The organism is Lactiplantibacillus daowaiensis, from assembly GCF_005405085.1.
Taxonomy (GTDB): domain Bacteria; phylum Bacillota; class Bacilli; order Lactobacillales; family Lactobacillaceae; genus Lactiplantibacillus; species Lactiplantibacillus daowaiensis.
This window is the reverse complement of the sequence record NZ_BJDJ01000006.1, coordinates 80636-100886: the sequence shown is the minus strand read 5'-3', so window position 1 is coordinate 100886 and position 20251 is coordinate 80636. Positions and strand designations below refer to the sequence as shown.

The 20251-nt window shown below is 41.7% G+C and carries 23 protein-coding genes; all 23 read right to left on the bottom strand.

The genetic code is table 11. From position 1 onward, the window contains the following. Window positions 1-90: 90 nt before the first annotated feature. The 23 genes from FFM75_RS05580 to FFM75_RS05475 all read right to left on the bottom strand — a co-directional run bounded on the left by FFM75_RS05580 (window position 91) and on the right by FFM75_RS05475 (window position 20250). Window positions 91-1983 (bottom strand): S53 family peptidase, encoded by a 1893-nt coding sequence (locus FFM75_RS05580; protein WP_137628201.1) that lies wholly within the window; start codon window positions 1981-1983, stop codon window positions 91-93. A 609-nt stretch (window positions 1984-2592) separates the two neighbouring features. Beyond that, window positions 2593-3636 (bottom strand): DUF5776 domain-containing protein, encoded by a 1044-nt coding sequence (locus FFM75_RS05575; RefSeq protein WP_171001431.1) that lies wholly within the window; start codon window positions 3634-3636, stop codon window positions 2593-2595. A gap of 11 nt (window positions 3637-3647) precedes the next feature. Next, a complete protein-coding gene (locus tag FFM75_RS05570; protein ID WP_137628199.1) occupies window positions 3648-4070 on the bottom strand; it encodes a phage holin, LLH family in 423 nt (140 codons plus the stop codon). Then, on the bottom strand, window positions 4051-4368 hold the full coding sequence (locus FFM75_RS05565) for a hypothetical protein (RefSeq protein ID WP_137628198.1): 318 nt from the start codon (window positions 4366-4368) through the stop codon (window positions 4051-4053). Before FFM75_RS05565 ends, FFM75_RS05570 begins: the two co-directional genes overlap by 20 nt. Next, window positions 4365-4715 carry a hypothetical protein gene (locus tag FFM75_RS05560; RefSeq protein ID WP_223876620.1) on the bottom strand — a complete coding sequence of 117 codons (351 nt, stop codon included), beginning with the start codon at window positions 4713-4715 and terminating at the stop codon, window positions 4365-4367. The genes FFM75_RS05565 and FFM75_RS05560 overlap by 4 nt, the downstream gene beginning before the upstream one ends. 47 nt (window positions 4716-4762) lie before the next feature. Beyond that, window positions 4763-5233 carry a hypothetical protein gene (locus FFM75_RS05555; protein WP_137628196.1) on the bottom strand — a complete coding sequence of 157 codons (471 nt, stop codon included), beginning with the start codon at window positions 5231-5233 and terminating at the stop codon, window positions 4763-4765. Window positions 5234-5277: 44 nt separating this feature from the next. Beyond that, window positions 5278-5724 (bottom strand): hypothetical protein, encoded by a 447-nt coding sequence (locus FFM75_RS05550; RefSeq protein WP_137628195.1) that lies wholly within the window; start codon window positions 5722-5724, stop codon window positions 5278-5280. A 130-nt stretch (window positions 5725-5854) separates the two neighbouring features. Further along, window positions 5855-7096 carry a hypothetical protein gene (locus tag FFM75_RS14045; RefSeq protein ID WP_223876619.1) on the bottom strand — a complete coding sequence of 414 codons (1242 nt, stop codon included), beginning with the start codon at window positions 7094-7096 and terminating at the stop codon, window positions 5855-5857. Continuing rightward, entirely contained in the window at window positions 7096-7698 is a 603-nt protein-coding gene (locus tag FFM75_RS05540; RefSeq protein WP_137628194.1) for a hypothetical protein, read from the bottom strand. Before FFM75_RS05540 ends, FFM75_RS14045 begins: the two co-directional genes overlap by 1 nt. A gap of 10 nt (window positions 7699-7708) precedes the next feature. Further along, window positions 7709-8941: a baseplate J/gp47 family protein gene (locus FFM75_RS05535; RefSeq protein WP_171001430.1), complete on the bottom strand. Its 1233-nt coding sequence runs from the start codon at window positions 8939-8941 to the stop codon at window positions 7709-7711. Then, window positions 8925-9335 (bottom strand): contractile injection system sheath initiator, encoded by a 411-nt coding sequence (locus tag FFM75_RS05530; protein ID WP_137628192.1) that lies wholly within the window; start codon window positions 9333-9335, stop codon window positions 8925-8927. The genes FFM75_RS05535 and FFM75_RS05530 overlap by 17 nt, the downstream gene beginning before the upstream one ends. Next, the gene (locus FFM75_RS05525; protein ID WP_137628191.1) at window positions 9332-9739 is read right to left on the bottom strand and encodes a Gp138 family membrane-puncturing spike protein; all 408 of its coding nucleotides are present in this window, start codon (window positions 9737-9739) and stop codon (window positions 9332-9334) included. Before FFM75_RS05525 ends, FFM75_RS05530 begins: the two co-directional genes overlap by 4 nt. Then, a complete protein-coding gene (locus FFM75_RS05520; RefSeq protein WP_137628190.1) occupies window positions 9732-10661 on the bottom strand; it encodes a hypothetical protein in 930 nt (309 codons plus the stop codon). Before FFM75_RS05520 ends, FFM75_RS05525 begins: the two co-directional genes overlap by 8 nt. Window positions 10662-10673: 12 nt before the next feature. Then, a complete protein-coding gene (locus FFM75_RS05515; protein ID WP_130843994.1) occupies window positions 10674-11000 on the bottom strand; it encodes a phage baseplate plug family protein in 327 nt (108 codons plus the stop codon). Continuing rightward, complete coding sequence (locus FFM75_RS05510; RefSeq protein ID WP_137628189.1) at window positions 11000-12190, bottom strand: LysM peptidoglycan-binding domain-containing protein; 1191 nt, start codon at window positions 12188-12190, stop codon at window positions 11000-11002. The genes FFM75_RS05515 and FFM75_RS05510 overlap by 1 nt, the downstream gene beginning before the upstream one ends. Further along, window positions 12190-16533, bottom strand: a complete 4344-nt coding sequence (locus FFM75_RS05505; RefSeq protein ID WP_137628188.1) for an aggregation-promoting factor C-terminal-like domain-containing protein — start codon at window positions 16531-16533, stop codon at window positions 12190-12192. The genes FFM75_RS05510 and FFM75_RS05505 overlap by 1 nt, the downstream gene beginning before the upstream one ends. Then, window positions 16530-16673, bottom strand: a complete 144-nt coding sequence (locus FFM75_RS13945) for a hypothetical protein (protein ID WP_171001429.1) — start codon at window positions 16671-16673, stop codon at window positions 16530-16532. The genes FFM75_RS05505 and FFM75_RS13945 overlap by 4 nt, the downstream gene beginning before the upstream one ends. A gap of 121 nt (window positions 16674-16794) precedes the next feature. Further along, a complete protein-coding gene (locus FFM75_RS05500; RefSeq protein ID WP_137628187.1) occupies window positions 16795-17421 on the bottom strand; it encodes a hypothetical protein in 627 nt (208 codons plus the stop codon). Window positions 17422-17475: 54 nt separating this feature from the next. Beyond that, window positions 17476-17955 (bottom strand): tail tube family protein, encoded by a 480-nt coding sequence (locus FFM75_RS05495; protein WP_137628186.1) that lies wholly within the window; start codon window positions 17953-17955, stop codon window positions 17476-17478. A gap of 17 nt (window positions 17956-17972) precedes the next feature. Continuing rightward, window positions 17973-19079, bottom strand: coding sequence for a hypothetical protein (locus FFM75_RS05490; protein ID WP_137628185.1), 1107 nt, complete (start codon window positions 19077-19079; stop codon window positions 17973-17975). Continuing rightward, entirely contained in the window at window positions 19066-19575 is a 510-nt protein-coding gene (locus tag FFM75_RS05485) for a phage neck terminator protein (RefSeq protein ID WP_137628184.1), read from the bottom strand. The genes FFM75_RS05490 and FFM75_RS05485 overlap by 14 nt, the downstream gene beginning before the upstream one ends. Then, a complete protein-coding gene (locus tag FFM75_RS05480) occupies window positions 19568-19903 on the bottom strand; it encodes a hypothetical protein (protein WP_130847706.1) in 336 nt (111 codons plus the stop codon). The genes FFM75_RS05485 and FFM75_RS05480 overlap by 8 nt, the downstream gene beginning before the upstream one ends. Window positions 19904-19935: 32 nt before the next feature. Beyond that, the gene (locus tag FFM75_RS05475) at window positions 19936-20250 is read right to left on the bottom strand and encodes a hypothetical protein (RefSeq protein ID WP_137628183.1); all 315 of its coding nucleotides are present in this window, start codon (window positions 20248-20250) and stop codon (window positions 19936-19938) included. Between the last annotated feature and the right edge of the window lies 1 nt (window position 20251).

Here is a 20251-nt window from a genome sequence, read left to right as displayed (position 1 = left end):
CGCAACTATTTTCAAGATACACCCGTTTACCCACGCAGATTTTGCCGACAAAAAAGCGGTCGCCCAATTGGACGACCGTTTATGTTTAAGTTATTTCAATTGTTCAAATAATGTCTTGAAATTAGCGGTACCTAACCCAGTGGCTTGATTGTAGCGCTTGCCAGGTTGACCGGTGTAATACAAGTTCGTGTTATCCGTCTTAGATGTCAATGGTGTAAATGGCGATGATGACGTCTTAGCTAACCGATAAATTTGTGGATTCCAGTAACCGATACGGCTGCTTAATCCACTATTCATGACTGCATTAGCAGCGGCGACTTGTGGTGCCACCACGCTCGTCCCACCAGAGACATACCATTTAGGTGACTTGCCAACCGTCTTAGCTGAACTCAAATATAAGTCATAACCTGTATTTGGATCCGCATTAAATGCTAAATCAGGCACGTTCCGACCAGTCCCTGTCCCAGTGGTGTAAGTCGTCTTACTAGTCCGGGTCAAACTACTGTTGCTAAGTTGCCATAAGTTGACAGCCGCAAACGTATTGACCCCGTCACCGATCAACGTCCGTTGGAAAGCCGGCGTCGTTTTATTCAAACGACTAAAGCCCCCACCGCCACCGGAGAAGTAATCATCCATGCGGTCTTGGTAACTTGAATAGTAACTCTTATCAAAGCGATTATAGAGGTAATCTGATCCCCAAGCCCGTTCGGTTTTCACGTCAACTTTAACTTTCGTTGAACCTAACGTATAACTTGACGTAAATGGTAACGTCGTCCCACCTAATGCCGTCACATAAGCAGAATCCGCTGGAAAATCAACCGTTTTATCAGTCCGATAACTACCGGCATTATCTAAAATACTATCGTAAGCACCATTATCACCGGTAGCCGCAAATGTTGAGATACCTTGAACCGCAGCCTGTTGGAAAATCGTATTGAAGGCTTTAGCATAAGCACTCGTCTCGGCACCTTGACTAATCGCTGATAGCAAGGTGCCTTCACTTTGACCCCAACTCGTTGTCAATTGCGAGGCGTTATTCTTAGCCACAATCGTTGCCAGGGCATTGATCATCCCAGTATCCGTTTGTGGGGCTAAATAAACATCTAATTTGGCATCCGGTGCCACCGCACCAGCTTGTTCAACATCCAATGTCGTTTCATTATAACCAGTCCAACTAGAACCACCATCGATGTTGTACCGGGTAATATTACTTTGAGACCCCGGAATACCTTCTTTTTTCCAATAATACGCCGCATCAGCTGGATGGAAGTTGGCAAACGATAAAATCGCGATGCGTTGGCCTTTCCCAGTCAAACCTTGTTCGTATAATTTATCCAACTTATATTGATTGGCAAATTTTTGCGGTTGCGTCGTTTGATCAACGCTAAGTTGACCTTTTGATGAATGTGCCGTCGTTAAATTTGATTTGTATTTACCATAACTGGATAACCCGAGCACGGCATTGATCTTGCCTTTAAAGCTACTTGGCACTTTGGCTTGCTGCGTATGTGTCTGGTAAGTTTTCCCTTTGACCTTAACTTTGACTAACGTGACGCCAAAAGCTTTATTAATGTTGCTAACTTTCCCGGTCGCTCGAATTACCAAGTTACCACCGTAAACTTTATAGCTTAAATTGTGCTTCTTCAAATACGCTTTGATTGTGTTGAGTGTCTTAGTTGATTGACCATATTGCTTACCAAATTCAGCCGGTGTCAAATATTTGTGGTAACTAGCTGACTTTGGATTGACCGTGGCATAGCTGTACTTACTCAAAGCACTGCTGTTACGTGGCTTTAAAACGATATCAATAACTTCCGTTTTGCTCTTACTAACCTTCGTCTTGCTACTGCTAGACTTCACCCGTGGTGCAATCGTATCCGATAAAGTCGTCGTGCTAGCGTGCCCCGTCATTGGTTGCGCTATCATAATGCTACTGCTTAGACCAACGACTAACCCTAACGTTGCGATCCATTCTTTTTTCATGGTTAACCCCCACTTCTCTGCTTAACTTATCTCAAGTATCAAGATTTTACCAGTGAAAGTCAACAAGTGAAGCTTAAAAAGTAATATTTTTATGTATTAACCATTCAAACCATGATAGATTAGATTTAGGATGATTATTATTTAATAATTAATCTATTAATATAAATAATTTGTATACTTTTTTAAAAATAAAACCAACTTTTTTCCGTTTTAGGCCTAATCTTCACAAAATCTTCACAATTATGTAATACTATACCCTTGTACCTAATAATTATACACTTGTTCATTTTACTCCCCCAAAGTGGATGGACAAGTAAGTACAATCCCCCATATTGTACTTAAACCTAACTCTTTGGCCCTACTGCTACTAAGCGGTAGAGTCATTTTTTTATGTGCTTGTACCTTTTTTGTACCTTTTTTCAGAGAAAAATTTTTAACGATATTATTTTAGCTAAGACTTACTTTCACTTTTGAAAAAGTTGTTGATTTGCTCTAATCATCGTATGCAAAAGCAATCCATTTTGATGCATATCCGCATCGTTTTATTCAAAGATTAAGATACAAAAAAATCCCCATACCAGTCAAAAGTGACTAGTACGGGGATTAAGTTTAGCTATTAATTCTTACATAATCTTTATTGGCAGTGAGATAAAATCCAGACTCGGTTTTAAGCAGCCAGATGTCACCCCAACGAATAACGCCAGTAATCGTGAATACTGTGCCCTTTCCGTACTTACGAACTCTCTTTGTACGGCCCTTATCCTTATACAGATAAGTTGACTTGATAATCGTCACAGATTTCGGATTGGTCACATAGTACCAGTTCCGAACGTTTGTCCTATTGGCGGTAATATAAAAGCCGGACTCCGTGACTAAACGTGGTGTTCCAGCTTTACTTTTAGCAACTGATTTAATTTTAAACTGAGTACCAGCTTTGAAATATCGGACCCGGTGCTTAAACTCAACATCTTTATAGATACCGATTGGTGTCAAAGCCTGAACTAACTTAGGATTCCAACCATAATAGGAAGCTTTTTTAGTTTTAGTGGTTACTTTTCCATCATCATACTTAAACATTACGCCATTATAGTCGATGCTACCATCAACGCCAATCCGCTTCCAATTATCGGTGTATTGCCATGCTTTAGCACTAATAGGCAGCTTAGAGATGCCATACCAGGCAATCCACCATCGTTTAGTAAGGCTAGTAGATAAACGATTTCCGAACCAACTGCCCATTGTATAGACCCAAACGTTTTTATATCCTTGTGATTCCACATAGGACACAAAGGCTTTAACGTCTTTGGTCGGATTGGTCATCAGCGATCCATCTTCAACGTCAACAATAACTGGCTCCGTTTCCTTGATGCCATGAGACTTTAAATGCTTCACAAACCATTGAGCCTCAGCCACAGGATCACCAGCGCCATATCGTGAAGAGTTGCAAGTAAGATAATGGTAGGCGCCAACTGGCAAGCCAACAGCTCGTGCACTGGCTAATTGCGACTTTGCACTAATATTGACATAGGCGGTACCGCTAGCACTGCCCTGAGTGAGCTTTACTAGGACTCCACTACTACCGTAGCTCTTTAGCTTCTTAAAATACGCCTGAGTGGTAGGCTGATAGACAGCCACATCATTAAATTCTGGCACAGGATCATCTCCTATTCTTTTACGGCAGCAGCGTTGATCGTCTCTGCTGGCGCGGCCACTTTAGTATCACTAGCCGGCTGTGTTAGTTTGAAACTTTGATAGGCCGCTTCCACAACATTAGCTACATTCTCGATATCAATATCGATTTTATGATCGGCAAGTTGACGGTTAACGATACGTACGGCTTCTTTTTTCTTATCGGAACCCATGGCATCTAAGTTAACTGAGACTGCAGCCACTGCCGTCCCCGCCCATTGTTCAAGCTGTTCATAATGTTGCTTAGTCTTGGCACTCTTAGTGATCGCCTCTTTGTTATCAAGAATTTTATGGACTAATGGCCATGCCTTAACCGCAATCGTGCCACCGATTACTGCGATCACCGTTGCCCCGCCATTTACTAACCAACTAAATACATCATTTACTAATTTCATCATTTTGTTTGTCCCCCGTTAATTTATCAATTTTGTCTTGCATCAAGCCAACTTGTTTGGTTAAAGCATCAATCGTATGTGATTGGTCTTCAACCTGTGATGTCAATTCCGCAATTTTTCCGTTCTTTGATTCTAGCTGTTCAAGTAGTTCTTGAACTTTAGCAATCATATCTGGCATTGAGTGCGCGTAGACCGATTCCGTATCGGAATTTGCTTTTGTTTTAGTTCCAAAATAAGTGATGATGCCGCCAATCACACCGCCGCCAACCGTTAGCAACGTTTGAATTAATCCTGAGTTCATTCGGTATCACCAGCCCACGCATCAAAAATTAGCCGCCCAGCCACAGCAAACATCAACCAACAATCAAACCGTGCAAATGGGTGTCCCAATAACTCAATATTTTGGATCAAAAAAGCCAGCGCATAGACGATCCACACAAACGTGAGAACGACAAAGCACCAGCTAATCAATGGGCGAATATTATAAACAGCTACAATCACCGTAATCGTGCCTAAGATAATTGCAATTGTAGCGAATGGTGGGTCGCCAATATGACTTGCCACCGTATTAAAAAAGTCCGGGCGTGCAAAACGAAATGAGTTGGCTACAAAGTAGGCACCAATCATAATCGTTTCTAGACCAGACATGAGCAACGACCTATTCAATTTTAGATTATTCATGTTTTCATCCTTTCTTAGTAAGTTACTACTTTGCCCATAAATAGATAATATCCATCATTGTACGGACCATTTATTAATAAATGTGGAATCTGCAAACTTTTTTCACTCACTATCTTGATAGACAATCCGGATGAACCACCGAAGGAAGGACTGACTGGTAAAACAACCGTTTTTCCAACTACCAATTGACTCTTAGGGATATTTCCTTGACCCGTTCCATAATCTGAAAACTGTGGGAGCCCACCCTGCTGATATTCATAATATTTTGTATACGTTATCGTTATCCCATTCTTTGCTCGACTAATTTTATCGCTAAAATTTAATATTAAGTCATCACCAGTTACATTATTATCAGTGTTTGTTGCTAATAGTGTTCCGACTGGGACATAGTCCTGATAAACCTTACTGCCGCCTCTATAAATCGTTCCAATACGTTTGCCATTAATAAATGGGTGTATAGATTTGCCATTTATATAGATTGCCATGCTGTTGCTCCAATCCAACCGAACCAACTAGCAGGCAATTAACACTAGTAGGCCGTAATTGACGCGATAATTAATGAATCAACTTCACCATCATAAGGATAAGCCGCACTTGTATCGTAATACGTTGTTCCACCTAAGCCATGACCCGTTGAAGTTGCTAAAGGCGAGTAGCCTACCTTAATAGTTGTATCGTTAACCTTTGTAAAACGAATATAAAACTTGTTGTAGGAAGCACCTACCAGCAGATCATACGTTGCGCCATTTGCCATAGATTTAAATGGAATTTGTTGGTGAATAGGTGTGCTTAATGCCGGTGATGGTGCTGAATGATATTTAGTCGGGTGATTAGGATCATCTGCCCCAGCAGTGAACTGCCACCAAACATTATCATAATTCGTCGCATTAATTACAATACCTGTTTTAAGCTTACTAATCGGTTGGTTAAGTGTAATGTTCGTATCTGACGTATAATACGCGTTCCCGTTCCACAATATTGTTCCAGGTTTTACGTAATCACGATAGATTACCCCCCCCCGCGATAAATAGTCGCTATTCTTTTACCATTTATATACGGATGTATTGCTTTTCCATTTACGAATATTGCCATATTTCTACCTCCTATTATTCGACTGTGTAATACAAATTATTGCTATCTGCTTTAGACTTGGCAATTGCATCAGCTTCACTAGACGCTTGAAGAAATACTTGATGTAACGTCCAAGCACCCCACCCTGAACCATTCCAGTACATTCTTGTTGCAGTTCTACCATCTTGTTTACACGCGACTTGAATAATTGTATTGTCCGTTGGAAATACTGACCATGCCACATAGGCTTCAGTACCAAACGGGCCATTAGTAACTGCTGTGCTGGAGTAATAATTACCAAATGTGTTGTAGTTGTAGTTATTAAGATCAGCACCATCGGCATTCGTCCCTGCTTTCAAACCATTGATGGCCGATAAAGCACTATTCGCGGTGCTGATAGCGGTTGTAACATCTGCGGTTGTGGCAACATCTTTACCACTTTTTTGAAGTCCATCAGTAAAGTTTGCTGGCTTCGTTGTATCGGCAAGCGTTGATGGAACAGCAGGTACCCCATCTTTTGTGATATAAGGGTTACCAGTAGTTTTATCAATTGGTGCTACATCAAAAGTATTTTTGCCGGTGAACTCTTGGTCTTGACCCGTTCGTGCTAAGTCAGACGGTAAACTGCTTGCTAGTAGTAGCGGATTATTATTAACCGTTGGAACAGTGTCAAAGTTGTTTGCTCCAGATAGGTGGACGACTTTGGAATCATCAGCGGCCGTATAGTTTAGCTTGTCCTGCTTAGCGTTAATCGCCGCCGTAAAGTCAGTTTCAGTTACTAGCACTGACACAGCATCTTTTAAATCTTGATCAGTCAAATAAATATCGGCCGAATTAGTGAAGTTCACTTGATCCGTCCGACTGATAGTTGTTTTATAAGTGTAAGTGACCGCCTGTGGTGTTAGGCCATCAAATGGTGCCAGGTAGTTCGGGTGATCAGATACTGTCAATCCGTATAGAATTTCATTACCATCATCATCTTTGGCATAAACACCGTATGTCTTGATATAAACGCCCGAGCTTAAAGCCGAGTTATCACCATTACCGCGAATCTTCGTTTCACCATTATTGCGGTCAAGCATCGCCTGTGGTGAATTAATAACGACCTCTTGCGGTGTGATTAAAGTTAAGCTTAGTAGTTGTGCATCGCTGAAACTACTGCTATCCATGCTAGAAAATACCATTTTGGAATAAGTAATCTTTGTTTGACCACTTTCAACACGGTCGAGCAATGTTTTACCAGCCGTTGTCAAAATACCTACATTCATCGTTGCCATTAGGCCATCTCCTTTACTGTTACTTGAGCTGATGTCTTAGCTAATACGCCAACATATAGCTGACTAGGGCTTTCGATACTGTACTTCAAATCTTTCAAATTATATTCAGGCGGCAGCATTGACTGAATCGCATTAGTTAAAATGGTCCGCTTAACATCGGCTTTATCTCCGCTATTCCATGAGAACGGAATATTAATAATCTCAATTTCTTCTGGATTATCCGTGCCAACAATATCAAACGTATTGACCGTGACATTCAGTAATGTTGCTATCAACTGCTTAACATCATTAGTCGTAATACCAGTTCGATTCTTCATCATCTGGAAACGAATCTCGAAGCGTAAAAAGTCATCGTCATCATCTAGCCGGTTAATCCCATAATCGGCTGCTAAATCGGTCAAAGACTGGCCCGAACAAGTTGATAATAAACGTTGCTTTGAAATACTTAGCAAGTTATTTTTATGCTGAATAAACATGTCCGCAATGATATTAAGTATGCGTTGATTGTTTGAATCGTCTTCCTGATTCATATAAGCTGGAAAACTACCTAAAACATGTTCACGCATCGTCTGGTCACTGATATCACTTTCAGTTTGATACATACCATCACCTTCAATCTGTAACATTAATCGTAATATTATTAGCTGCCACGACTGCTAATTGAAACGCATTGATCGTGACGTCTTGTGAACTTAAAGCATCCGCTGTCGTACCAATCTTAATCGTGGCATCATTGACTCCGACCGGTGCGTACACGGGACCAAATAGCTTAGAATACAGTACCTTGCCACCCATCTTTAAGGTGTCAAAATAGTTCATAATTGCTTGCTTAATTTGAACGGGGCCATTATCAGTATCAAACTGTGTCTCATCAACAGTTAAATCTGCCGTAATATAAATTGGCACCGTCTCTGCTCGGTCAAACCTCACAATATACTCACTCCCGCCAATATCCGTGACAGCACCCATCACACTGCCGATTGTGTTTGTTACTGGTGGTAAGTGATCGAAGTACGTCTGTGCAATCGTCGCATCATCACCACCGATGACGTACAAATGCAATGACTTAGCTGGATTACCATAGCTATCCGTTGTCATCGTCTGATTATTGACCAGCCGCACGTCTTGGACACCAATGACATTTTTAATCGCCGTCTCAATCCCGCTAACCGTACTGTTTGGCTTGCTTTCACGATTAGCCAGTACCCGTAATCGTAACGCATCATCAGTTTCAGGATCACCGCCACCAGTGGCCGCTTGTAAATTGGTGACTTGCTTAAAACCATCAACGGATTCTTCAGCATTCACAATCATATTCAACATGACATTGCTTTCAGTACCACTCTCCAGCGCATTAGCTTGCACTGTAGCTCGTCCTAGTGGATTACCGTCTTCATCTACCAATGGTTGGGTAATGCCGCCAGAATCCACATAGGTTGCCTGCTTGCTAAGTGTAATATCTTTAGCAGTCGCAAAGATTTGACCATCAGGTGTTGAAAACTGTGTGCCTTCTGGAATAATTGTTGGTGAATCCTGATCAACGTAACCATCAATTTGTAAATCAACAACAGCATACGTGGCTGGCTTACGGTAAACATCTTCCTCAGCCGCTAAATCATCAAGATTAGCGCCATTACTTTTCAAGACAAACATCGCATTATAAATACCCTGAGCTAACTCTTCAACTTGCTCACTGATATCTGACAACGTTCCTGCTAGTAAGCCTGTCGTTTCGGCATCGTCCATATCTACACCATCACCAAAGTATTTTACGAATAAAGCGTTGATGTCTTCCCGTAAATCATCTAGTTCTGGCCGATCATAGCCTTTAGTCGTTAGTGGCACTATCATCATCTCCTTCATCGTCAGCTGTATTATCTAAAGCCATCGTCGCATTATAAGCTTCACCGTCCATCGTTATCGTGGCACTTAAAGCTGAGAGTCGCTGCTCACGATCGATACTGAAATCAGTAATCTCGATACCTTCATAGCTCTCGCCTAGTTGTGTTTGCAAATAATCGTCTAAAATCGATTGCACTACACTTTCGTTATCACCATTAATCATGACATCGTTTTGATCCAATCCAATATCATCATTCCACGCTAATTCACCTAAATTTATACCAAGTAGCAAATTCAAATGTTGGACGATTTCATCATTATCATTGACTGTATTAAAAACACCGGTGTTGGCATCAAAGTCAATATCACCGGTGCTATCTAAAGCTAACGCCATCATGGTTTAACCACCGCCTCAACAACTGGATCTTGCAAACTATGCATTCGTTTACTTTCCAATTGGTAATTACTGCTGCCAGTCCAGTTATCCATCTCACGATCACAATATCCAATCCAGACAACTGAACCAACCTTCATCTTCTTATAGTCTGGCGCTTTCAATGCAACCATCGCTTCATCCGTCTGCCAGATACTTGCTGGCACTACACATTCCGTTAATGCCGCTCGCTTATCTTTATCAGACTGTAGCGGTAACGGTTGCACATCACAAACATGGCGGCTTTTATCATAACTAATTACCCGACCAACAATATGGCAATTGATGGCGGCCTGAATCATCGGAATTAGTTCCTCAGTTAAAAAATCGGATAACTTGTTTTTGGGATCCGAAACCTTCTTAGGCATACACCACCACCTCCATCTCATAAGTGCTCTTATCATGTTTATGATTGACACTTTTGACTCGTTTCAAACCAGAAATATTCGTGGCCTTAACATATACTGCTGAGCCAGCACTTAACCGCGGATCATCAAAGCAAGCTAGCGTATACGTCTTACTACCGCCATCACTTTCATCGGCTGTTGGTTCCGCTGTTAAGCCGTTCTTCATATCCAAGTAAAGATGCTCATTGTATGGATTAGGCTTAGCATTATCATCAATTACCAGCTTACCTTGTCGATAGTAGACTTTGCTTCCACAGTCCTTAGCAATAGCTTTAATGGCTGTTAACGGCTTACTGGAGAGTGTATAGCCCTTCTTGTAAACCTTGTTTTTCTTCAATCGACAAACTGAGATTTCAATCTTGGCATCACGTTTAATCCGATCAATAATCTGTTTGGCTTTAACGCCCTTTTTAAACGCAATATTAACCTTCTTGACCTGTCGCTTGGTATAAGTAACTTTAGTTTTACCAGCAGTTACCGTCTTCTTAACCATTTTGGAACCATTAAATTTGCTATACAGTCGCTTATCTTTAGAATAATCAATACCCTCGGTAAAGGTGACCTGAAAACTTTTATCAGCACTATCAAGCGTTTCTGGGGTGATATTTGTGATATTGCCTTCACTCAATACGCCATAAAGATCACTCGGACCAGACTTAATCACAATATGATCACCTTTATGAATCTTAGATTGATGACTCTTAGCAATGTTATAAAAGGTCACCGTATTACTAGCTGGGCTACCGCCATCGGTCGAATTGACTTCATAATCGATATCAGTATTGTCAGCCGTTGATAAAGTCAGCTTATTGCCGCTATGGGTGATAGTCACTACTGTTTTATATCCCCAGTAATAGCCCTTACTACTAATCTTCTCTTTCAATTGGCTTCACCTCTAAACCACAATGTCATCAATGCAAAGTTGCACCGTATCGCCTAGGTTGCCCGGATCAATCTGAGTTTCATTACCGGACTCATCCATCGGAATAATCGTATCAGTCGGCAGTGCATCATCATTAATGCCACGCCATAACGCCTGATTCAGAATTAAGACTTCGCCTTTACGAATGTCATTACCTTCGGCATCAGCAACATCGACAGTAAAATGCTGGTCAGTTTCGTTCCATTGAAAGGTAAACAAAAAGACCCCATCACTAAGGTCTACGGATTGCGTATAAGGAAAGTCATCAGCATCGACTTCAATCGTGTCATGAACACTCATCAGACATACCTCACTTTCACACCCACCGGAATTACTCGTGCGGGCCACTTATTCATCTTTTCAAGACTAGACACTGACACATTGTACTTCTGTGCAATCCCCCAGTAAGTCATGCCAGCTTTAACTGTGACGTACTTTTTAGTCGATTTACTAGACCCTTTTTTCTTACTAGCACTAGCCTTAGATTTCTTCTTAGACTTCTTAGCATACTTAATATGGGCTTTCTCGGCGTACTGTAAGGTTAGTTGGATGGCTAAGGTGTCTTTGTAAGGCTCATCCATAGTCTTGCTGACACTGGCTAAATAGGCATGATTCCACTTAGAGAATCCCCGCACAACCACTTCAACATTTTTTCTAGCCCAACCTTGTAGAATAACGAACTGTGCATCCAATTTGCTAAAAGAACTGCCGTGCAAGTAATACGTTCCACTTAGCTGCTTACTATTCCGCGATCCGTAGTTAATCCGTGGGTCAGACTTATCAACTGGATGTGTCGGCAAGTCCTGTTCATCCGTTTCATTAGGTGAAGCCTCACCAAATAGGAAAACACGGCTAGTTTTTCTGTCAGCACGATAAATAGCTGTTGAAAAGCCATTTTTAAGACCTTTTGACTTTCTGGCCGCTTTAATCTTATTTTGAATTTTAACGCCATTATCTCGCTGCAGTTTTTGCTTGGCTTCCAAAACCTTTTTATTATAAGCCGTTTTATAAGTCGTATAATTCTTAGTATCTTTGACCTTCTTGGCCTTTAGATCACTAATAGCTTGCTTGGTATTACTAATCACCGTATCTGCACGAACTTTTTGACTCATCGCTTTGGTATAACCGGCACTATTAGCAATCTTACGCATAGTAGCCGCTACTGCGGCCCGTTGCGTGGTAAGGCTTTTAATTTTCTTAGCACATTGTTCACGTTCTTTCTTACTTTTAGTTGTCTTCATCTTAGATTGAGCTGTTTCGATTTGTTTCGTTAATGCTTTGTAGGCCGCACTCTGATCACGGTATCCATTAGCTTTGTTCAACAAATCCTCAGAAGTATCAATCTTCTTCTCGGCTGACGTGATCACACCTTTAGCTTTAGTAATCTTTTGGGCATCTGTTTTAACAACGGCTTTCGCCGAATCAGAATGCTTTTTAAGATATGCTGTGCTCTTACCTTTAGTTACAATCTTTTTCTTCTTAGTCGTCATTAAACAATCAACCCTCCATCATCATTTAAGCCCAAAGTTTCACGAATCTTTTCAACTAAGGCATCGTTTGAATCATTCATTACTGATTGCAGTTTTGAAACCGTATTCGCATCAGCATTACCAGTAACTGTCATTTGAATCGTAGCGCCATGAATATCAATCTTTTGGCTACCACGAGATAGGATCTTCTTAGAAGTCTCATGATCAAAGACATGACCGCCGGATTTAGGCTTGAATAGCTCCCAGCCTTTTTCACCAACTACTGACAGTTGATCAGCCGGCACATCGCCACCCTTGGCGTACCAATGATTGGCTTGCCAATGAGCATATGCTTGATTGATGCTGTGATAGTTGCCATGCGTTACATAGTCTTTCATCCACTTTAACTGCGTAATCGGATTAGTTTTCCAATCAGAACCAGCACTTGCCATCTTTGATCCTGGTAACGATTGTGGTAACCCATAAGCGCCAGAACCGCTATTAGTAGCATGCGGATTCCAACCGGATTCATGACTAATGATGTAGTTATACATGTCATACTCAGACTTTGGAATGCCAGCTTGCTTCAACCAGTGCATATGATCACCGCTTGGCTTGGCATTAGGCCCACCGCCTGAATTGTCAACACCAAACATGCTGGCTAGTTTATCCATAAAACTAAAGAAACCACTACCTACCTGCTTCTTCATATTTTTGTTGATTGAACCAGCCGTGGTAGATTTTTTAGAACTACCTTTGGTATCATCATCATGCAATTGACTAATCCGCCGTAGTCCAGCGAAGCCACTCATAAAGCCTTTGATAGGGCCATATTTAATCCCATCAGTTGGATTTTCGGCGTTATACATCCGACCACTACCACTGGTATTGGAAACAATCCCAACGTGTTCAGATCCGCCAGAACCCCAGAATGCTAAGTCCCCAGGACGAGCCTTAGACCAAGAAACTGGACTAGTAAATTGATATTCAGGTCCGGTAGTAGAACCGCCACCAACATGAACACCTAAATGCTTCAATGCCGTGTAAACCAAACCAGAACAGTCATAGTATTCAGGTCCTAACCGCCCAGCACTCTCGCTATAACCTCTAGCAGCATGACCAAGCTTAATGGCTTCATCTAAGAAAGCGCCACGCGAACCTGAGCCTTGGCTGCCACCACCATCTAGGTTAACCATACCCCATAATGATGACCACCATTGCTTGGCTTGTTTCTTCATACCACCATACATGCCAGAAGCAAATGAACTTAAAATCTCACCGCTGCCCTTTGGCTTGGTCAGCATGTTATTCAAATACTTCGTTGGATTACTAATAATCTTTTTGACAGTGTTAAAAGTGCCAATGGTTGCTTTGGCTACACCTTTAGCGGTTGATGCAATGCTTGCACCTAAACTCTTAGCACCATCCCACGCACCAGTTGCAATATTCTTTGTTCCTTTCCAAATACCACTCAGGAATCCAGTACCATTAGCAAAATGATCTACACCCATCATCTGGCGAGCCTCGGAGGCATTTAGAACCTCGGCGCCTGGTTCCAACATCCGCATGACGTTAGTACCCTTAATCAATTCTGATAGACCATTCGGATGAATTAGCATTTCACGATTGCCCGTTTCTGGACTATCATGACCATCATTAAGCATCGCCATTGTAGGACGAGTAATTGCGCGGCGTTGGTTACCAAATACACCAGTACCAGTTGCCAAATGAACATGGTTAATCGTGCCAATAGCTTTATCGGAACCACCAAACTTGCTAATAACAAAGTCGATGCCCTTGATTCCACCATTCAACGTATCGATAATGCTATTGATACCATCTTGAACATGCTTGACGATGCCTTTCCATAGATTACTAAACCAGTCATCAATACCATTCCAGAAGCTCTTCCAGCCTTTGCCGATATCTTTCCAAGCACCGGCAAATGTATTATTAATTTTTGATAGCCGACCACCAGTTAAATTATCGATATAATCATAAGCACCTTTAAATATACTGATGATTACTTTAAACATATTCCTTGCTAATTTTGGAATATCTTTTTTCAAGTCAGTAAACCTACCTGTAAATACATCGTAAAACACCCGAAGTAAGGACTTAAACGCAGACCATTCTGTCTTAAACACTCGAACTAAGTCTCGCCAAAGACTTCCCCAACGCTTATTGACCCCAGAAACTAGCTTACCCATAATCTTAATCACAGATTTATATGCTTGGCCAAACCATTTGCCAATGCCGGTAGCAAACTTCTTGCCCCATTTCAGTAGACCATTGACGAAGTTGCGGAACTTTTTGTTGTGCTTATAGAGTTCAACTAAAACGGTAATTATAGCAACTACAGCTGTAACAATCGCAATTGACGGATTATTCTTTGCAAATGTAAATATTGATCTAAAGCCTTTGCCAACACCTAATGCTGCCTTCTTTAGTAGACCTAATGATTTAACTGCAGCCTTAGTCGCTACATGCGCAGTAAAACTCAATCCTCTTTTTATCGGACCGCCTACTTTTTTAGCAAATATTGAAAAACCAGAAACTATCTTCTTGGCTCCCTTTGTTGCAACTTCAGCGGTCCATTTCAAATCACCTTTAATTCTTTGTATTGGATGTCGAATAGTACTTGCAAAACGTGTTAATTCTTTCTCGCCCTTCTCACCATCAACTTTAGGCTTAAGAATAAGTCCCGCTTTTTCACCAAAGCCTAAGAAATTCTTCCCAGCAGTGTAACCGCTGATCAACTTAGATGTTGCCCAAATACCAGCTATCGTTTTACCGATCGTTTGGATAGCACCTACATGTTTAGAAATTTCTTTCAGCCAGTCAGCGGTAGATTTAAGGTTCTTAGTTGAATCCTTACCGTGACCAGATAGCAGTGCTGCAGTCCCAGCAAATGCCTTCCAAACACCTAAACCAAGGTTCTTAGTGATACTGAATAACGCGCTACCCATTTCAGCCAAAGCTTTGCGGTTCTTAACCAAGAATTTGATAGCATCGCCAACATAGGTTCCCATCTTGGTACCAAGTGCTTTAGCGATGTCTTGCAATTGTTTCTTAACATCGCCCAAGCCGCCTTTCTTTTTATCGATCGTATCCATAGCTTGCGAAATACCGCCAACCAACGGTGCCGCAAAGACGGCCTTTAAATTCTGGAAGGTCCCACTAATACTTGCCATTTGACCACGCGTTGTTTTACTAAAGGCTGACCACTCTTTACTGCTATTCTTAGCAGCTTTCGATAGGTACCCTTGTAACTTACTCCCAGTAATTTTGCCGTTCTGTAAGGCGCTATTAAAGGCTTGATTGGTCATGCCACTAGCCTTGACAACGGCTTTTTGTAGTGCCGGCATTTGACCGAATGACCGTTGAAAGAAGCCAGCTGAAACTTTCTTTGAACCAGTCAGCTTAGCCACACCCATACTAATCTGTTGAATTTGCTCACCAGATTTACCGGCGGCCATACCATAGGCGGCCATTTCGTTAGTCAACTCTTTAGCTTTAGGAATACTATCAGTTGCCGCATAAAATTTCTTTTGCATCGCGTCCAATGCTGAACCTGCAAAATTAGACTGGCCTCGAATCTCAGCAATTTGATCAGTCATCCCGTGAGCTTGTTTATCATTTAGACCAATGTTTTTCCATTGGTCACGGATTTGTTCGCCACCCTCAGCTAACGCATAACCCTGTTGAGTGATGGTTTTAATCTCACTGGTAAGCCAGCTAAGCCCACTTGAAACCGTAGTAAAGATGAAACTGTTCCTAATGGTGTCATGCAGCTTACTAAGCGAAGACTGTGATTTCTTAGTTTCATCAGTTTCCTTTTTAATCGAATTCGCGGAATCATCAGCCGACTTTTTAGTGTTAACAATTTTATCGCGGACCTCAGTAAACTTTTGGGTAGGTAAGTGAGTCATAGCATCACTATACTTCTTTAAGCTGTCTTGTGATTCATGCATCGCTCTACAGGCTTCTTTAACCGAACGCGTGCTCTTATCAACCGGACTACTAAAATCAGCATCTTTCTGCAGACCATTGGCGGCTCTCTTAGTTTCACTAATATCACTACTCATGCTTTTAAAGCCTTGACTAGCTTTATCAGCAGCCATTTTAAGGTCACGTGTTATCTTATGAACCTCACTAACGGAACTTGTTGCTTTATTGATGCTTTGACTAGCATTGCCAAAACCAGCAAATAGTCCTTTAGTACTCCCAGCGATATCCTTGAGGTCCCGAAATTTACCGAGTAGTTTATCGATATCATCATTTAACCGTCGGAATTCTTCCATACCGCCGATGTTTAACTGAATGCCAATACCGGCATGCCGAACTTCTTTTGTTTCAGTCACTTCTTGTCACCTCCTTCACCAAGTAAAACAGCAATCGCTTCAATCACACCGGCCTTCACCGACTCTTTCAGCAGTTTTGCCAACTCACCTTTATATTTCTGAGTTAATGATTGGGCCTTAATAAACTCATCTTGTCCCATCTTATTGATGGCCTGTTGCGAATATAGTCCCCAGATTGCGGGTTCTATAAAGCCATAGTCGTGATCAGTCGTTTGCTTAACTAGCTCAGCGTTTAGTTTTCCTTTTTTGAAGAACTTGGAATTATTGGAATCGTACCGTATTTGACAGAAATCGAAGTCCAGTAGTTAACGTATCCAGCACACCGTTGTAATCCAACACATCACGTAGATACTTGGTTGCTTCGCTAAATGCCTTCATACCTAGTCCATAGCCATCGTGCCCGACTTCCCAGTATTCCATTTGTACTGGCTGACCGTTGTGACGGAAAACTTCTCGGTTAAGCTTAGCCAATGTATCGTGAATGTTTGATGCACCCGATGGTCGTTCTAACATCATCGTGACTTGTAGCGCCGTCCGATAGCTAGGCCAAACCATTTCAATTTTAATATCTTTGCCAGCCTTATTTTTAACCGCCACTTGCTTCTTATGCATCGATTCTGGTAAAGCCTTTTCAAGTTCTTCGTAGTTCCAACGTGGTTCAATTACCACTTGACTCATAAGGTCTTGGAACATTTTTCCAAAGTCGCCTTCATCATCACCAGTATTCATTAAATCCATAATTTGCGAAGCCTTACCGATGCCGGGATCTTCATAAGTAGCCTTTCGACTAGTTTCCTTGCCATCTTGGTCTTCAAACTTGATAGTTTCATCATGCCGGGCTTCCTTCAAAGCTGCTAAATAATCAACATTTTGCTTAGTTTCACTCATTATTTTTCCTCCTAATAAAAAGGCCCGACCATTACAGCCGGGCTTAAACGTGTTCTAATCTAAATTGATGTCTGGGGCGTTACGCGTAGTCGTATATTCTGAGGCCAGAACTGTCCAGGCCAAGGTATAAGCACCACTATTTTGTTGATCGTCAGGTTCTTGTTGAATAACACAACCTTCACCTTTAGTAACTTGGCCAGTTTGATCATTAGCACAAGTAATTGAGAAAGTTGGATCAACACCAGCATCTGCATTAATTGATTGTTGATACAGATAATGTAATAGGTTGTTGGTATGTGACCCCGGCACCATCGTTAACGTGAAGGTCCCACCTTTATCGTTTGATTGGAAAATCATGTTGTTGCCTTCAAAGGTCTTTTGTTGCGTATGGGTGGCCGTGTTTTGCTTTGAAGAAACCTTTTCACCATCTTGAAACCCACCTAATTCATAAGATTGACCATGAAATCCAATATAAGTGTGCATCCAACGTGCTTCAATTAAGTCGTAGCTAACCCCATTTGATGTTTGTGGCATTTAAGTTCATCCTCCTTCTATAAAGTAATGTCTAACTTCATGTTGACCGTATCGATGTCATCAGCGATTTGGGCCACAACGCCAAAGCCATTGTAGGTACGCGATGCAACATCGGCATTCGGCGTGTTAGCACGAGAAACACTAGTGACATCAACGCTATTCCCATCAGATAATGGGAACAACACACCTAAAGCTGCCAAATCATCACCAGTGGTTTGTAACGTTTGCGTCATTTCCTTGATGTGTGCATCGTCGTAAGTCACGAACTTATGCCGATTCAAGTATTTTTGTAATGCATTTTGGAATCGATCCACAACTAATTGAGTGTGCACAAATTGGTCGATGTAATTAGTCGTTAATGCTTTCCCGTTTAACAACATGTAATCGCCGGCCTTGTTGACTACGGTTGTCCCACCAGCAGCTGCAATTGCATCATAGTCAGCCATCGTTAAGTCGGTATCTGGTGCAAAGGTCGTTTGATTACCAATATGTTGCCAATCAACTGGTAAGTTGGCGGCTGCATAGGCTGCTGCTTGTGCGGCTCGATAATTGCCAGCGGTTGTTACAACTAAAGCGGCCGTATTGCAAAGTGAGTCCTTAGCTTTTTGATAACCAATAACGTGTGTTTGTAACTTTTGTAAATTGGCAACACTACTTGGTTGAGTTACCAGCATGATCCGTTGATTGTCGTAAAGAAAGTCAGAAACTGCTTCAATTTGATCTTCTGAGGCGTTATCTAAGACCAAGTAGATGAAACCATCGTATAGATGTTCAGTTAAACCGGTCACAATCCCTGGTGTCGCATTCGCTGTAACCGTACCGCCGTTAGCGGTACCACTAGCTTTAACGCTTGATGGATCAGCAGCGTCAGTGTTTGGATAAGCGATAACCTCGACTGGTCCTTTGAAATTATCTGCTTCAAACATTGCTTCTGCCTGGTCATATACTCCAGTATCTTCACCATAATCATTGGTTAAATCATAGAGTGAGTTATAGACGGTTGCCTTCGTGGTAGCGTCTGTATTCTTAGTCGCAATGGCAACTAACGGTGTCACTGCACCGCTAGTCAATTGATGAATTGAAACGATGATATGCACATCGGTCATTTGTTTAACTTTCACCATGCTTTAAATCCCCCTTGTTTATTTGAATAGTAGGTTTAACGGCCTGAATTTGACCGGGCTGGGTATTATCCTGAAAGCCATCCAGTATTTCGATCTGTAGGTCAGTTCCTGATGTAAAAATGTAATCGCTAGTCAAAAAATCAACTGTAGGTGGTAATGGTGATGCTCGTTTAACACCGATGCCTAATTGAGCCAATTCAGCGGCCGGTTGCTGTTCACGAAACAGTTTTGATAGCCAATGAGCTATTGCCTTGGCTTCATTCTCAATGTTAGAAACGGCCTTCATTTGAATGCCGACCAACACCGGTTCATCATTCATATTCTCAAACGTTTGGCCACTACCATCGTCATAGATATCATATTCAACGTATGGAAAAGCCGGATTAGGTGCAACTACGTTTTGGGCAGTCACCACTAAGTCCGGCTCTTCTTGATGAATCTGATTAATTAATGCTTCAACTAAATGATTATAAAGATTGTTATCCCACTTACTCATCTTGTCCCACCCCCTGAACCTGGTAGTAGGTCAAGCCGGCAGCAACATCTAGTCCGTGGCTGATCACTTTGTACTTTTGCCCTTGCTGAGTAATCACCAATGTTCCCAATGGCTGTCCAGCAGTTTGAGATTCCCAATACATGTTGCCAACTGCAATCTGACCACCACCCGCATTGTGATAGGTCAAATTAGGATCTGCATTGCTGACTAACGGTTCGTTAACATGATTATCTGGTTGATATTCAGGAGCCGGCAATCCGCGTTCATCACGTGTCTGATTGCCAGTTGGAACACGAATCGTTAATGGTTGGGCTAGCTGATCATACATGAATCTAAACTGACCAAAATTAGGAAAGGCCACTATTTAGCAGTGTCTGCGGTATCTGTAGTTGTACCATCACCTTGGCTAACAGTCGCGCCATCATCAGTGGCCGTAGCTGTTACATTGATTGGATCAACTTCACCAGAAACAGTAAAACCGGGAACAGCAACAAAATGACCAATGAATACTTTTGAGCTAGCATTATAGAAAGCCACCTTGTACTCACCATCCTTGATCACATCGCCAGGTTCACGACCAGTGATCTTAACAACCTTGTTATCCCCATAAAATTTAATGTCATTTACTGTTGGTGTTGCTACTGTTCCGTCTACGATTACTAATTGAAGAGCCATG